Origin of the sequence: Massilia frigida (assembly GCF_011682175.1) — a bacterium.
GTDB classification, from domain to species: domain Bacteria; phylum Pseudomonadota; class Gammaproteobacteria; order Burkholderiales; family Burkholderiaceae_D; genus Telluria_A; species Telluria_A frigida.
Genome location: NZ_WHJG01000028.1, coordinates 64,662 through 80,741, shown reverse-complemented (window position 1 = coordinate 80,741; position 16,080 = coordinate 64,662). Strand labels below are relative to the sequence as shown.

Sequence of the window (16,080 nt, the reverse complement as noted above, 5' to 3'; positions counted from 1 at the left end):
ACCCCCGCGCCCTGCGGGTCTTGTTTGTCTGATTTCGTTCCATGCATTCGTCATTTTCGTAATTGTGGCGGGGTGACGTAGCTCGGAAAATAAATGCATAAAAATACATACGAAACCGAGGAGACAAGTTGAACAAGCATAAAAAAACAGCGATTGCCGTGGCCGTGGCCCAGATCGCGCTGATGTCGAGTAACGTGGTGATGGCCCAAGCCGCACCAGGCACGGAACTCGCTGCCAGCGATACCGCCGTGGTGGTGGTCAGCGGCCAGCGCGCCGCGCTGAATTCGGCGCAGAAAGTCAAACAGAATTCCGACGAAATCGTCGATTCGATTGTCGCCGACGATATCGGCAAACTGCCTGACCGCTCGGTCACGGAAGTGCTGCAGCGGGTGGTGGGCGTGACGATCGACCGCACCATGAGCAAGGCCGATCCGGAGCACTTTTCGGTGGAAGGCTCGGGCGTGTCGATCCGCGGCCTCAATTACGTGCGCGCGGAACTGAACGGCCGCGACTCGTTCTCGGCCAATGGCGGACGCTCGCTCAATTTCGAGGACGTGCCGCCGGAATTGATGGCGCGTGTCGACATTTACAAAAACCCGTCCGCCGAACAGATCGAAGGCGCCATCAGCGGCCTGGTGAACCTGCGCACGGCCATGCCCTTCGATTTCAAGGGCATGAAGGTGGCGCTGTCGGGACAAACCACGTATTCGGCCCTGAAGAAGGGACGCAGCTCGCCGTCGGCCTCGGGGCTGTTCTCGAACCGCTGGAAAACCGGCATCGGCGAAATCGGCGCGCTGGTCGACCTGGCGTATTCCGAAAGCGCGACCCGCACCGACGCCCTGCAGGTCGATCCGTATTTTGCCCGCACCGATGTCGTCGATGGCAAGACCGTCTGGGTTCCGAAGGGCGCGTCATGGCGCACCCTTAATTTCGACCGCAAGCGCGAAGGCGCGTACGGCGCGCTGCAATGGCGCCCCGAGCGCGACCTGACCACATCGCTGACGTTCTTCAAATCGCGCTACAAGATGGAGTGGGACGAGCAGGCTATTTTCGCCGCCTCCAATCCGTATAACATCAAGGTCAGTCCCGACGCGACCTATGATGCGAGGGGCGCCCTGCTGACCGGCACCCTGACCGATCCGACCGACGGCGGCATCAACTACGGCGGCGATACGCGCATGGCGAACCGCCAGTCCGATACCACGGACGTGTCGTGGAACGTGGTGTGGCGCCCGACCAGCAGCTGGACCTTCAAGTCGGACTTGCAGAGCATCCGTGCCAAGACCGCGAACCTCGATTCGACCGTGGCCACGGGCGTGCAAATGCCCAAGCAGCAGCTGGACTTGAGCGGCGGCAGGCCGAACCTGATTTTCGACAGCGCCGACCTGGCCTACCTGGCCAATCCGAGTAACTACTACTGGGCCTTCACCCAGGAGCACAAGGACCGCAGCACGGCCAAGTCAAGCGCCTGGAAGGGCGATGCCCAGTACGATTTCGATCACAAGGTAGTGCGCGATATCCGTTTCGGCGCGCGCCTGACCAAACGCGACGCGGTTAACGAAAAAACCAACCCGGACTACAACTGGGTCGCCATTTCGCAGCCGTGGCAACTGGGCTGGAATATCGGCCAGCTTGCCTCGCTGGGCGACCCGCGCTTCAGCGGCAATACGCGCGTGCACGCCTTCAACAACTTCTTCGGCGGCGATGTGTCGGTGCCCTCGCTGGTGGTGCCGAATACGGCGCTGGCCACGGGTTATCCCGCCAGCTACGAAGGTCTGCACAAGTATCACGACATCCTGTGTAACGAACACGCCGCATCCAAAGGCGCCACGCCCGATTGCGCGCCATGGAAGGCGGCAGCCTACGGCAATGACCCGAAGGGCATGAACGAACAGACCGAAAAGACCGGCGCCTTGTACACCCAGGTGCGTTTCGGTTTCGACGACCTGCCCATGCCGATCGATGGCAATATCGGCTTGCGCTATGTGAAGACCGACATGAAGGCGAGCGGCTACACGGTCTTCAGCTACACCCGCCCGGTAATCCCCGCCGGATATCAGACGATCGGCCCTGAGATTCCGAACATACCGGCGTTTTCGCGTTCGCAGGACTACAGCAACTCCTACAGCAATGTCCTGCCCACGCTGAACCTGCGCATGAAGGCGAGCGACAAGCTGCAGTTCCGGCTGGCCATGGGTTCGGCCGTGTCGCGTCCCGATTTTTCGCAATTGCAGGGCTATACGACGCTGTCGCAGAATGTCGACACCTCCACCAACAACGGGGCCAACATCGTGCGCGTGAACAGCGTGGCGCTCAAGGGAGAAGGGGCCGGCAATCCGGGACTCAAGCCGGTCACGTCGCGCCAGGTCGACCTGACGGCCGAATGGTATTTCGCCCCGGCCGGTTCGCTCACCTTCGCGGTGTTTAACAAGCAGCTCAAGGACATCATCGTCGACCAGAGCTACAACTTCCAGCTGCCGGATGTGAACGGCGTCATGAAGGACTTCACCGTCACGGCGCCGATCAATGGCGCCAAAGGCCGGGCACGCGGTTTCGAAGTGGCGTACCAGCAGTATTTCGACAAGCTGCCGCCATGGCTGTCCGGCCTGGGCATGCAGGCGAACTTCACGTTCGTCGACAGCAAAAAGACCATGTACACGCCGGTGTACGACGCCTATTGCCTGGGCGGGGCCGGCAACGGCGCATCCAATATGAACCTGAACATGAATGGCTGCGACACCAACGGCCGCACCTTCTGCAATCTGCCTCTGTATAACCTGTCGCGCCGTTCGTACAATCTGGCGCTCATGTACGACAAGGGGCCGCTCTCGTCGCGCCTGGCCTACAACTGGCGTTCCAGGAGCCTGCAGGGCGTGAACGTGAACGGCACCCGTGGCGACGATGGCACCGACACCAATCCGGCCAGTCCGACGTTCGGCCAGCATAAGGTGAGCTATGGCTTGCCTACCTGGGCGGGCGCGTACGGCCAGCTCGATGCCTCGATTTTCTACAAGATCACCGAGAACCTGTCGTTCGGCCTGGAAGCGCAGAACATCAACGATGCGAAGTTCAAGCAGGAGATGGACCAGGAAATCGGCGCCAAGGGGCGTGCCTGGTTCGTCACGGGGCCACGCTACACGGCGCAGATGCGCTACAGCTTCTGATGGCGCGCCGCGCTATTGCGATACTGGCCGTGGCAGCGGCCAGCGTCACGGCAGCGGCGGCGCCGCTGCCGCAACTGGTGCAGAAGGATGGCCGCCACGCGCTCATGGTCGATGGCGCGCCGTTCGTGATGCTCGGCGCCCAGGCGCACAATTCGAGCAACTACCCGGCCGCATTGAAAAAGGTCTGGCCGGCGATCCGCGACATGCACGCCAATACGCTTGAAATTCCGGTGGCGTGGGAGCAGATCGAACCGGTCGAAGGCAAGTTCGATTTCAGCTACGTCGATACGCTGGTGGCCGAGGCGCGCAAGAACAAGGTGCGCCTGGTGCTGCTGTGGTTCGCCACCTGGAAGAACACCAATCCGCAATACAGCCCGGAATGGGTCAAGTTCGACAACCAGCGCTTTCCGCGCATGCTCGACAAGGACGGCAAGGTCAATTACTGCATGTCGCCGTTCGGCGAAGAGACGCTCAAGGCCGATAAAAAGGCGTTTGTGGCGCTGATGGCCCACATCAAAAAGATCGACGAGGCGCATCGCACGGTCATCATGATGCAGGTGCAGAACGAAGTGGGCACGTATGGGCTGGTGCGCGACTACGGCGCAAAAGCGCAGGCGGCGTTTGCGCAGGCGGTGCCGCAGGCGGTGCTGGAGCGCCAGAAGTCGCCGGTGAAGCTGGCGGCCAAGGGCACGTGGTCCGAGGTGTATGGCGACTACGCCGAGCAGTATTTTCATACCTATGCCATCGCCAGCTATATCGGCGAAGTCGCCAGGGCCGGGCGCGCGGTCTACAACCTGCCGATGTATGTGAATAACGCGCTGCGCGATCCGCTCGAACCGATGGCGCCGTGGAAGGGCAACTTCGCCAGCGGCGGGCCGACCTGGGATGTGATCGACATCTACAAGGTGGCGGCACCGGCGATCGACCTGGCCGCACCCGATATCTACATGCCGCAGTCGGCCAAATTTACCGGAACGCTGGACCGCTTCCAGCGCCCGGACAATGCGCTGATGGTGCCGGAACTCGGTAACGCGGCCACGTACGCGCGCTACACCTACCAGGTGCTCGGGCGCGGCGCGCTCGGGTTCGCGCCGTTCGGCATCGATTACGCCGACTATAGCAACTTCCCGCTCGGTTCCAAGCTGACCGACAAGACGATGGTCGAACCGTTCGGGTCGATCTTTGCCGTGTTCCGGCCGATGGAACGGCAGTGGGCCAAATGGGCGTTCGAGGGCCGCACTTACGGCGTGGCCGAAAGCGACGAGCGCAGCGAGCAAACCATCGCGATGAAAAACTGGACGGCCACGGTGTCGTTCCGCCAGTGGCAGTTTGGTGAAAAGGCATGGAACCCCGAGATCAAGGACGAACCGGCCAATACCGACAAGCCGGGCGGCGGCGTGGCGATTGCCCAGATCGGGGACAACGAATTCATCGTGGTCGGCCAGCAGGTTCGCCTGCGTCTGGGTGGAGCGGGCAGCAACGATGGCAAACCGACCATGCTGGCACGGGTGGAGGAGGGCAGTTTCGATCCGTCCGGTACATGGATCATGGAGCGCAACTGGAATGGCGACCAGGTCGATTACGGCATCAACCTGCCGGCTAAACCGGTCGTCCTGAAAATCAGAATCGGTACTTACTAAATACTATTGGAGATCATAGAATACGTCTTAAATCACTGGTGGGAACGGCTTCCTGCCTGGCTTTGATGGCTTCAGGCCACGCCCTGGCGGGCACCTTCGAGAAAACCGGCAGCGGAATCGTCGTCAAGCCCGACCAGGGCGCCGCGAAGGAAGTGCGTCTTGACGTGATGAGCGAGAATATCATCCATGTCGTCAAATCCGACCAGCCCGGCAAGGAACTGACGCCATCGATGATGATCGTTGCCAAACCGTGCGCCTGCCAGTTCACGGTCAGCGATGCGGACAAGGACGTGGTGACCCTCAACGCCGGCAAGATATCGGCCAAAGTCTCTTTGAAAACCGGTCTGGTGAAGTTCTATAACGCCAAAGGCGAAGTGTTTCTCACCCAGTCGTCCGAAAGCCTGACGCCGGTCAAGGTCGACGGCAAGCCGTTTTTGGCGATCAGGCAGGGTTTCAACCCGGGCCTGAAGGATGCGTACTACGGCCTTGGGCAGCACCAGAACGCCCAGATGAACATGAACGGCGAAGACGTCCTGCTGGCGCAGCACAATATGGACGTGGCGGTGCCGTTCGTTATCTCCGACAAAAACTACGGCGTCCTGTGGGATAACAATGCGATCTCGCGCTTCGGCGACCCGAAGCCCTACGGCCCGATGAAGCGCGACCTGAAACTGGTCGACGCCAGCGGCAAGGCCGGCGGCCTGACCGCGCGCTATTACGTGGGCGAGAAGCTGGTGTTGACCCGCCACGAAACCGACGTCGACTACAAATACCTCAAGGACGTGGCCGAAAACTGGCCGAAGGAACTCGGTCCCCTGAAAGAGCTGAAGGACGTCAAGGTGGTGTGGGACGCCACCATCCGCTCGGCCAAGGCCGGCGTGCACAAGATGCAGCTGTATTCGTCCGATTACGCGACCTTGACGCTCGATGGCAAGCAGGTGCTCGACGTCTGGCGCCAGGGCTGGAACCCGTGGTACCACAACTTCGAAGTGAAATTTTACGCCAACAAGCCGGTCAAGCTGCACCTGGAATGGAAGCCGACCGGCGGCATGATCGCCATCACCCACAACGATCCGCTGCCGAAGGCCGAGCGCCATGCGCTGACGTTTTCGTCCGAGATCGCCCAGGCGATCAATTACTACGTCATCAACGCCGGCAATATGGACAGCGTGATCGCCGGCTACCGTCACCTGACCGGGCAGGCGCCGATGATGCCGAAATGGGCCTACGGCTTCTGGCAGTCGCGCCAGCGCTACGAAACCCAGGAGCAGATCGTCGGCGCGGTACGCGAATACCGCAAGCGCGGCTGGCCGTTAGACAACATCGTGCAGGACTGGCTCTACTGGCCCGAAAATGGCTGGGGCTCGCACGATTTCGACAAGACCCGCTTTCCGGACCCGAAAGGCATGGTCGATGAAATCCACAAGAACCATGTGCGCGTGATGCTGTCGATCTGGGGCAAATTCTACGCCGATACCGACAACTACAAGGAATTTGCGTCCAAGGGCCACATGTGGACCAGGAACGTCGACAACGGCGACCTTGACTGGGTTGGCCCGGGCTACAAAAACGCCCATTACGACCCGTACACGCAGGAAGCGCGCGATATCTATTATCGCCAGGTCAAATCCAGGCTCGGTAGCCTCGGCTTCGATTCGTGGTGGATGGATAACAGCGAGCCGGATGTGCTGTCGAACACCCGTCCCGAGGATTTCAAGAAGCTGATCGGGCCGACCGTGTACGGCGCCGGCGAGATCACCTACAACACCTACAGCCTGCCGCACACGCAGGCGCTGATCGAGGGCCTCAACCGCGATCAGCCCGACACGCGCCAGCTGATCCTGTCGCGCTCCGGCTACGCGGGTATCCAGCGCAATGCGGTGGCGGTGTGGAGCGGCGACACGGTGGGGCGCTGGAATAATCTGCATGACCAGATTTCGGCGGGCGTGAATTTTTCGATGTCCGGCATTCCCAACTGGACCCACGATATCGGCGGCTATGCCCAGGAAGTGCGCTTCCAGGGCGGCGATGCCGGCTCGGCCCAGGAAAACCGCAGCACCGGCAGCTCCACCGTCAAGCCGGAAGACCTGAAGGAGTGGCAGGAACTGAACCTGCGCTGGTTCCAGTTCGGCGCCTTTACGCCGCTGTTCCGTTCCCACGGCGAAGTGGTCAAGCGCGAGATCTACAACATCGCGCCCGAAGGTTCGGAAATGCAGGACTCGATGGTGTGGTACCTGAAACTGCGCTACCGCCTGATGCCCTACATTTACACGTCGGCCTCGGATATCTACTACCACTCGGGCACCGTGATGCGCGGGCTGGTGATGGATTTCCCGAAGGATGAACAGGTCAAGGACATCAAGGACCAGTACCTGTTCGGGCGCGACATCATGGTCGCGCCGGTGCACGTGTACGGCGCGCGCGAGCGCACGGTGTATATGCCGAAAGGCGCCGCGTGGTACGACTTCTACACGGGCGCGCTGCACCAGGTCGGCAAGACGGTGACCATGAAAGCCCCGGCCGCGCGCATGCCGCTGCTGGTCAAGGCCGGCGCGATTTTGCCGATGGGCCCCGTGACCCAGTACGTGGATGAAAAACCGGACGCGCCGCTCACGCTCACGATCTATACCGGCGCCGACGGCAAATTCAGCCTGTATGAAGACGATGGCGTCACCAACGCCTACACCCGGGGCGAATTTACGCGCATTCCGCTCAGTTACGACGACAAAACCAAAACGGTGACCATCGGCGAGCGCACCGGCCAGTACAAGGGCATGGTGGCCAAGCGCCAGTTCAAGGTCCGTTTCATCAAGGCCGGCGTATCGAGTTCCGATAACTTCGATCTGGCCGATAAGGAAGTCAATTATGAGGGCAAGGCGCTGACAGTCAGGATGTAAGCTCCCGCCACTCCCAGAAGCCCGCCGGCGCCACCGGCGGGCTTTTTTTACCCCTACGCTTTCCTATCCTCACACGCCATAAGCATAAAGGCGTAGTCCGCCTACGCCTTCTACCAGCCCCGCACAACCGTCATGCGCATAGGCACTGTCTAGCCCGATCTTTACACTTATCCAGTCGGCATACGTTTCCCGAAGGTCGACGCGAATCAGCGATATGGGGGAGCGTTCCCCCTTGCCCAGAACCGGAGAGTGACATCATGAAGAAGAACATTCCAGCAACGTCCAGTAGCGCCACCCCAGGCAGCCGCCGCGATTTCCTTGGCAAGAGCGCCCTGGCGGGCCTGGTGACCGCGGGCGCTACCATCGGACTGGCCGGATGCAAGGAGGAGGCCGCGCCAGGCAAGGCCGCCGCGCCCGCCAAAGCCGCCGATACCGGCGAGCACATCAAACCCGGCCAGCTCGATACCTATTACGCCTTCATCAGCGCCGGCCACGGCGGCGAAGTGCGCGTGCTCGGCCTGCCGTCCGGCCGCACCCTGAAACGCATTCCCGTATTCAATACCGATTGCATGGTCGGCTGGGGCATCACCAACGAATCGAAGGCGATCATCGGCACCAAGGCCGATGGCAGCCTGCAATACACCACCGGCGACACCCACCACGTGCACGGCAGCTACAAGGACGGCACCTACGATAGCCGCTGGCTGTTCGTCAACGACAAGATCAACGCGCGCCTGGCCCGCATCCGCATGGATACGATGGAGTGCGACAAGATCACCAGCCTGCCCAATGTGATGGGCTTCCACGGCATTTTCCCGGACAAGCGCGACCCGGTCGACGCCGCCATCAACTACACCACCCGCGTGTTCTGCGGCACCGAATTCCACTTGCCGCTGCCGAACGACGGACGCGACCTGGACGATCCGACCAAATGGGGCTGTCTGTTCACCTGCGTCGACGCCGCCAGCATGGAAGTACGCTGGCAGTGCCGCGTGGATGGCAACATGGAGCTGGTCGCGTCGTCCTACGACGGCAAGCTGGCCGCCGCCACCCAGTACAACACCGAGGGCGGCGCCGATCTGGCCGGCATGATGTCGGCCGAGCGCGACGCTTGCGTATTCTTCAACGTGGCCCGCATCGAGCAAGCCATCAAGGCTGGCAAGGCCACCACCATCGGCAGTTCCAAGGTGCCGGTGGTGGACGGACGCAAGGCCGCCAACGCCGACCCGGCTACCGCGCTGACCTGCTACGTGCCGGTCGGTAAGAACCCGCACGGCGTCAACGCCAGCCCGGACGGAAAATATTTCGTCTGCGCCGGCAAGCTGTCGCCGACCGCGACTGTGATCGAACTGAGCAAGGTGCTCGGCTGGTTCGGTGGCGAAGTCAAGCAGCCGCGCGACTGCGTGGTAGCCGAACCGGAACTCGGCCTGGGCCCATTGCACACCGCGTTCGACGGCAAGGGCAATGCCTTCACCTCGCTGTTCCTCGACAGCCAGGTCGTGAAATGGAACGTGGATGCGTCGATTGCCCAGTTCAAGGGCGACAAGGCGGCCAAGGTGGTGCTCGACCGTATCGACGTGCATTACCAGCCGGGCCACGGCTACGCGTCAATGGGCGAAACCAAGGAAGCCGACGGCAAATACTTCAACTCGGGTAACAAGTTCTCGAAAGACCGCTTCCTGCCGGTCGGCCCGCTGCACTGCGAAACCGAACAACTGATCGACATCAGCGGCGCCAAGATGACCTTGATGGCCGACCATACCGCCTATCCGGAACCGCACGACGGCATCATCGTGCGCCGCGACGTGGTCAAGACGCGCCAGATCCACACCATGACCGACTTCCCGAACGCGGTCACGCCGGAAACCGCCGGTATCGAGCGCAAAGGCAACAAGGTGCACGTGCGCCTGATGTCGCAGGCGCCCGCGTTCAGCATGCCGATCATTAAGATCAAGGTGGGCGACGAGGTGACCTTGACGCTGACCAACTACGACAAGGTGGAAGACCTGACCCACGGTTGCGCCATTCCGACGTACAACATCAACTTCATCGTCAACCCGCAGGAAACCAAGTCGGTGACCTTCAAGGCGGACCGGCCCGGTGCCTACTGGATCTACTGCACCCACTTCTGCCACGCGCTGCACCTGGAAATGCGCAGCCGCCTGCTGATCGAAGCGTAAGCCGGACTGTCGATGCGCGCCCTGGCTTTCCTCCTGCGCCTGTTTGCCCCGTTGTTCCTGGCATCGTTGCTGGCGGCAGGGCCGGCGTGCGCCTCGGTCTACTCGGCCGAGCTGTCGCAGCAACTGCTGCATGGCCCCGACCTGTGCGCCGAGGCGCCTTGCCGCGATGTCATGCCGCAGGCGCAGAAGTTTTCCGTGCGCAAGGGGCGGCCGAGCTATGTCGAGGCCCTCGCCGTGGGAGCGGACAAGTCCGAGCGCGTCATCGGCTATGTTTTCCTGTCGACCGACGTGGTCGACATTCCCGCTTACTCAGGCAAACCCATCGTCACCCTGATCGGCATGGATACGCAGGGCATCATCACCGGTGTGCGCGTGCTCAAGCATTCCGAGCCGATTTTATTGGCAGGGATAGCTGAATCGACTTTGCTCAAATTCATCGGCCAGTACACCGGCAAGTCCGGCGACGCCAAGCTTGAAATCGGCCACGGCGACGAGGCCGGCGGCACCGTCGGGCTGGACGCGATCAGCGGCGCCACCGTCACCGTCATCGCCGAAAACCAGGTCATTTCGCGCAGCGCCTACGAAATCGGGCGCCAGGTCGGCATTTTCAAGGGCGAAGTGCGGCCGGCGCCGCGCTACACCCCGCTTAACGATCGCCTCAGCTGGCAGCAATTGCTGGACGAGGGCAGCGTGGTGCATTTCCCCCTGCAGCGCAAGGACGTCGGCCTGACCGGCGACGCTGCCTACATCGACATGTATTTCGGCCACCTGAACGTGCCCACGGTCGGCATCAGCCTGCTGGGCGAACCGGTTTACCGGCGCCTGATGGCCGACCTCAAGCCGGACGAGCAGGCCATCTTCATCATCGCCAATGGCGAAGCCTCGTTCAAGGGCTCGGGCTTTGTGCGCGGCGGCATCTACGACCGCATCCAGGTGCGCCAGGACCCGCAAAGTTTCACCTTCCGCGATACCGATTACCTGAACCTGTACGGCTTGCACGCGCCCGGCGCACCGGCGTTTACCGAGTCGGCCGTGTTCATCGTGCGCTCGGCCAATTTCAATCCCGCCTGGCCGTGGCAGCTTACGTTCCTGGCCAACAAGGCCGACGCCCAGAGCGGCGCCAAGACCTTCGTCCACTTCAATGCGCCGTACTGGCTACCGGCGCGTTACCTGGAAGGCGGGCGTGCGCACATCGTCCAGCCCGAGGCGAGCTGGCGCGCCATCTGGAAGGGCAAGCCGGTCCAGATCGTGCTGTTCCTGCTGGTACAGGCCTTCACGGCAGTCATGTATTCGCAGCGCGACAAGCTGGTGCGCGCCTCCAAGCGCAAGCACAAGCCATGGATTTCGCGTCCGCGCCATGTGCTGTGGCTGGTCAGCGTGGTGTTCCTCGGCTTTTACCTCAAGGCCCAGCCCAGCATCACCCAGGTGCTGACCTGGTTCCATTCTCTGCTGCACCAGTGGAAATGGGAATTGTTCCTCTCCGATCCCTTCATTTTCCTGTTCTGGTGGTTCATCATCGTCAGCGTGCTGGTGTGGGGCAGGGGCGTGTTTTGCGGCTGGCTGTGCCCGTTCGGCTCGCTGCAACAACTGGCGCTCAGCATCGGCAAGGCGGTCGGGCTGGCACGCTTCCAGAAGCTGTTGCCGAAACCGCTGCACGATAAGCTCAAGTGGATCAAATACGTCATTTTCGCCGTACTGCTGGCAGTGTCGTTCTATTCCATGGAAATGGCCGAGCGGCTGGCCGAGGTCGAACCGTTCAAAACCACCTTCATTGTCGGCGTATGGAACCGTACGTGGCCGTTCTGGGCCTTCATCGGCGCCATCCTGGGCTGGTCGTTCCTGAGCGAGCGGCCGTATTGCAAATACCTGTGCCCGCTGGGCGCCGGACTGGCGATTCCCGGCAAGTTCCGCCTGTTCGGGCTCAAGCGCAAGTCCGAATGCCAGACTTGCCACGCCTGCGCGGCCGGCTGCGGCTCGCACGCGATCGACAGCGCCGGCCGCATCGACCAGATGGAATGCATGCTGTGCCTCGACTGCATGATCCTGTACTACGATGACCACGCCTGTCCGCCGCTGGTCAAGGAACGCAAGCTGCGCGAGAAAAATGGCGATGCGCTCACGCCGATCAATGCGGCCGGCTATTTCATTTCCCTCGACGCGGTGCGCGCTGCGCTCAAGGCCAAGGCGGCGCCATCGGCAGGAGATCCGCCATGAGCGTGCGCGCCATCGCCCTGGGCGCGCTGCTGGCCCTGCACGCGGGCCTGGCCGGCGCCGCCGTGCTGCAAGTGCGCGCGGGCGAGTCGATCGGCGCCGCCGTGCGCGCCGCCAGCGCCGGCGACACCATCCTGGTCGCGCGCGGGCTCTACAAGGAACGGCTGCTGATCGACAAGCCGCTCACCCTGCGCGGCCAGGAGCGGCCCACCATCAGCGGCGGCAACAGCGGCGACGTGATCCGGGTCAGCGCCAGCGATGTCACCATCGATGGCCTCATCATCCGCGACAGCGGTGCCGACCTCGACCGCCAGAATGCGGGCGTGTACGTGGTGCCCGGCTCCGACCGTTTTGTGCTGCGCAACTGCGTGCTGAGCTACACCCTGTTCGGCGTATGGCTCGAAAAAGTGGACCATGCCACCCTCGCGGGCAACACCATCAGCGGCAAGCGCGACCTGCAATCGGCGGCGCGCGGCAATGGAATCCAGGTCTTCAACAGCGCCCACGTGGATGTCATCGACAACAACATCAGCTATGCGCGCGACGGTATCTACGTGGACCTCTCGCGCCACGCCCTGTTTCGCGGCAACAAGATCCACCACCTGCGCTACGGCACCCACTACATGAACACCAACCACAGCACGTGGGAAAACAACGAGTCCTACCAGAACCGGGGCGGGCTGGCGCTGATGGAAGTGCGCAACCTGGTGGTGCGCAACAACGTGGCCTGGGGTAACGAGGATCACGGCATCATGCTGCGCACCATCCAGGATTCGGTGATCGAAAACAATGTGGTGGCGGCCAACGGGCGCGGCTTCTTCATCTACGACGCCGAGTTCAATGTGCTGCGCAATAACATCGTCATCAACAACCGCACCGGCGTGCACCTGTCGGCCGGTTCCTCCAACAACGCGGTCGATGGCAACGACTTCATCGGCAACGAGGAAGCGGTCAAGTTCGTGGCTGCGCGCGACGTCCAGTGGGGCCGCACGCGCGGCAACTACTGGAGCGGCTACAACGGCTGGGACCAGGGCGGCGATGGCGCCGGCGACGTGGCTTACGAGGCCAGCGACCTGGTCGACCGCCTCAACTGGCAATACCCGCTGGTCAAGCTGCTGCTGACCAGCCCGTCGGTGAGCACCTTGCGCTTCGTGGCGCGCCAGTTCCCCGTGCTGCGCGCGCCCAGCGTGGTCGACCGCTATCCGCGCATGCGGCCCAACAATCCTGACTGGCAGCGCTGGAATGACAAACATGTCCATTGAACTTGACGCGGTGAGCAAATCCTTCGGCCCGGTCGAGGCGATCCGCAATGTGTCGCTGAACATCGCGCAGGGCGAGATGTTCGGCCTGATCGGGCATAACGGCGCCGGCAAGAGCACCTTGTTCAAGCTGATGCTCGGCTTGCTGCCAGCCAGCGCCGGCGCGGTGCGCGTGGGCGGGGTGGCCACCGCCAGCGCCCAGTTTCGCCAGGTGCGGCGCCGCATCGGCTATCTGCCGGAGAGTTTTGTTAGCTACGACAACCTCTCCGGCCTGGAAGTGCTGCAACTGTTCGCCGACCTCAAGCAGGTGGCGCGCGCCGAATGTGGCCGCATGCTGCGCCGGGTCGGGCTGGCCGATGCCGCCACGCGGCGCCTGCACACCTACTCGAAAGGCATGCGCCAGCGCCTGGGATTCGCGCAAGTGCTGCTGGGCGACCCGGCACTGATTTTTCTCGACGAACCGACCAACGGACTCGACCCGGAAGGCATCGCCGATTTTTATACCATCCTGCGCGAGGCGCAGGGGCGCGGCGCCACCATCGTGATCACCTCGCACATCCTGGCCGAAATCCAGGACCGGGTAGACCGCCTCGTCATCCTCGATGCGGGCCGGGTCGCCGCGCTGGGCACCCTGGCCGAGCTGCGCGCGCGCCAGGTGCTGCCCTCGCATATCGACGCGCAGCTGTTGCCCGGCGGCGGCGCCAAGGCCGGGCCGGCGCTGGCCCATCTGGCGGGGGTGACCACGATCGTCGATGGCGAGCGCGTCGTGATCGCCTGCGCGGCCACGCTCAAGGCGCCGGTGCTGGCCGCGCTGGCGCCGATGCTGGTCGATGTGACCATCCGCGAACCCTCGCTGGAAGACTTGTTCCTTGGCTATGGAGGCACGCATGGGCGCGCGCATTGAGTGGGGCCAGGTGCTCGTCATCGCCGCCAAGGAATTTCGCGACCGCATCCGCAACCGCTGGGTGCTGGCGGTGGCGCTCATTTTCGCCCTGTTCGCGCTGGCGATCGCTTACTTTGGCGCCTCGCAGCAGGGCGAGGTCGGCTTTCGCAGCATCGACGTGACGGTGGCCAGCCTGGTCGGCCTGGTGATCTACCTGGTGCCGCTGATCGCGCTCATTCTCGGCTACGACGCCATCGTCGGCGAGCGCGAACGCGGCTCGCTGGAATTGATGCTCTCGATGCCGATCAGCCGCTTCGAGATATTGCTGGGCAAGTATTGCGGGCTGGCCGCCGCGCTGGCCAGTTCCACCGTGCTCGGCTTCGGGGCCGGCCTGCTGCCGCTGGCGTCCGAATTGACCGTGCGTGACGGCTACCACTACGCCGGCTTCGTCGGCAGCGCCATCCTGATGGGCATGGCGTTCCTGAGCATCTCGATGCTGGTGTCGGTGCGCGCGCTCGACCGCGTGCGCGCCAGTGGGGTGGCGATCAGCCTGTGGTTCTTTTTCGTGCTGATTTTCGACTTGCTGCTGATGGGGGCGCTGGTGCTGAGCCAGGGCCGCCTGGACAGCAACACCTTCGCGGCACTGCTGATGCTCAACCCCGCCGATGTGTTCCGGCTGCTCAATATCTTCAGCTCCGAGCAGGCGCAAACCATGTACGGCCTGGCCACGGTGATGCCGGGCGGCCTGACCGATCCGGCGGTCCTGCTGGCCATCATGGCCGGGTGGGTAGTCATTCCCTTCTTGCTTGCCAACTGGAGTTTCAAATGTCCTTCAAGATAAACCGCCTGCTGGCCGCACTCGCCACCGCCGGCTTGCTGGGCGCATGCAGCCAGCACGCCATGACCGCCAGCGCCCAGGAACCGATGCCCGATACCGCCTGCGCGCTCGATGGCATGGTGCTGCTCGATTTCCCCGGCCCCAAGGCGCAGATCCAGTATGTCGAAGGCAAGGCCGATTATTACTGCGACTTGATGGAACTGTTCACGGTGATGCTCGCGCCCGAGCACAAGCGGCGCATCGCCGGCGTGTTCGTGCAGGACATGGGCAAGACGTCCTGGGACAAGCCGAGCGGGCACTGGATCGCCGCCAAGGATGCGCTGTATGTGGTCGGCAGCAAGAAGCAGGGCTCGATGGGGCCGACCTTCGGCGCCTTCTCGGATCCGGCGCAGGCGGCCGCCTTTGCCAAAGCCGAGGGCGGCAAGGTGCTGCCCTACAGCCAGATCACGGTAGCGATGCTCGACACCGGACACGCCGCCGGCGATATGCGCCATTGATCGTCCCTTTTATAACGACTGGAAATACATCATGAAAAGCACGACCTTGCTGTCCCTGTTGATCGTTGCGGCCCTGGCGGCCTGCGGCGACAAGGCACCAGCCCCTGCTGCCCCCGCAGCCGGCCCAAGCGCGAACGCGCCGGTACCGGCTGCGGCGCCCGCTCCGGCGCCCGTTCCCGCACCTGTCGCGGCCGCCGCGCCGGCTGCTTCCGCCGCCGCCCCTGCCGCCGCCAGCCCGGCCGAACTGGCCGCAGGCGAAAAAATCTATGCAGCCTCCTGTGTTTCCTGCCACGGCGCCGCCGTGCTGGGCGCGCCGAAACTGGGCGACAAGCCATCCTGGACGCCGCGCATCGCCAAGGGTATGTACGTGCTGTACGACCACGCCACGAAAGGCTTCAACATGATGCCGCCGCGTGGCGGCAATGCCGCCCTCAAGGATGAGGAAATGAAGGCGGTGGTCGACTTCATGGTCAGCAAGGCGCGCTGATAAGGGAAGGGCGGCGCTGCCGCC

Annotated in this window: 10 protein-coding genes; all 10 read left to right on the top strand. The window is 62.9% G+C overall.

Features of this window, described 5'->3' with window-relative positions; genetic code table 11:
• Positions 1 to 128 precede the first annotated feature (128 nt).
• The 10 genes from F2P44_RS23325 to F2P44_RS23280 all read left to right on the top strand — a co-directional run bounded on the left by F2P44_RS23325 (position 129) and on the right by F2P44_RS23280 (position 16,056).
• Positions 129 to 3,164 carry a TonB-dependent receptor gene (locus F2P44_RS23325; RefSeq protein WP_167089835.1) on the top strand — a complete coding sequence of 1,012 codons (3,036 nt, stop codon included), beginning with the start codon at positions 129 to 131 and terminating at the stop codon, positions 3,162 to 3,164.
• A complete protein-coding gene (locus F2P44_RS23320; protein ID WP_167089833.1) occupies positions 3,164 to 4,804 on the top strand; it encodes a GH35 family beta-galactosidase in 1,641 nt (546 codons plus the stop codon). The genes F2P44_RS23325 and F2P44_RS23320 overlap by 1 nt, the downstream gene beginning before the upstream one ends.
• Before the next feature lie 65 nt (positions 4,805 to 4,869).
• Positions 4,870 to 7,701 (top strand): TIM-barrel domain-containing protein, encoded by a 2,832-nt coding sequence (locus tag F2P44_RS23315; RefSeq protein ID WP_187363403.1) that lies wholly within the window; start codon positions 4,870 to 4,872, stop codon positions 7,699 to 7,701.
• 257 nt (positions 7,702 to 7,958) lie between these two features.
• Positions 7,959 to 9,881 (top strand): TAT-dependent nitrous-oxide reductase, encoded by a 1,923-nt coding sequence (gene nosZ / locus F2P44_RS23310; protein WP_167089831.1) that lies wholly within the window; start codon positions 7,959 to 7,961, stop codon positions 9,879 to 9,881.
• A 12-nt stretch (positions 9,882 to 9,893) separates the two neighbouring features.
• On the top strand, positions 9,894 to 12,095 hold the full coding sequence (locus tag F2P44_RS23305) for a 4Fe-4S binding protein (RefSeq protein ID WP_167089830.1): 2,202 nt from the start codon (positions 9,894 to 9,896) through the stop codon (positions 12,093 to 12,095).
• A complete protein-coding gene (locus F2P44_RS23300; RefSeq protein WP_167089828.1) occupies positions 12,092 to 13,354 on the top strand; it encodes a nitrous oxide reductase family maturation protein NosD in 1,263 nt (420 codons plus the stop codon). Before F2P44_RS23305 ends, F2P44_RS23300 begins: the two co-directional genes overlap by 4 nt.
• Complete coding sequence (locus F2P44_RS23295; protein ID WP_223165090.1) at positions 13,344 to 14,255, top strand: ABC transporter ATP-binding protein; 912 nt, start codon at positions 13,344 to 13,346, stop codon at positions 14,253 to 14,255. The genes F2P44_RS23300 and F2P44_RS23295 overlap by 11 nt, the downstream gene beginning before the upstream one ends.
• Positions 14,239 to 15,075, top strand: a complete 837-nt coding sequence (locus tag F2P44_RS23290; protein WP_187363402.1) for an ABC transporter permease — start codon at positions 14,239 to 14,241, stop codon at positions 15,073 to 15,075. Before F2P44_RS23295 ends, F2P44_RS23290 begins: the two co-directional genes overlap by 17 nt.
• Positions 15,060 to 15,569 (top strand): nitrous oxide reductase accessory protein NosL, encoded by a 510-nt coding sequence (locus F2P44_RS23285; RefSeq protein WP_167089824.1) that lies wholly within the window; start codon positions 15,060 to 15,062, stop codon positions 15,567 to 15,569. Before F2P44_RS23290 ends, F2P44_RS23285 begins: the two co-directional genes overlap by 16 nt.
• 31 nt (positions 15,570 to 15,600) lie before the next feature.
• The gene (locus F2P44_RS23280; RefSeq protein WP_167089822.1) at positions 15,601 to 16,056 is read left to right on the top strand and encodes a c-type cytochrome; all 456 of its coding nucleotides are present in this window, start codon (positions 15,601 to 15,603) and stop codon (positions 16,054 to 16,056) included.
• Positions 16,057 to 16,080: the final 24 nt, after the last annotated feature.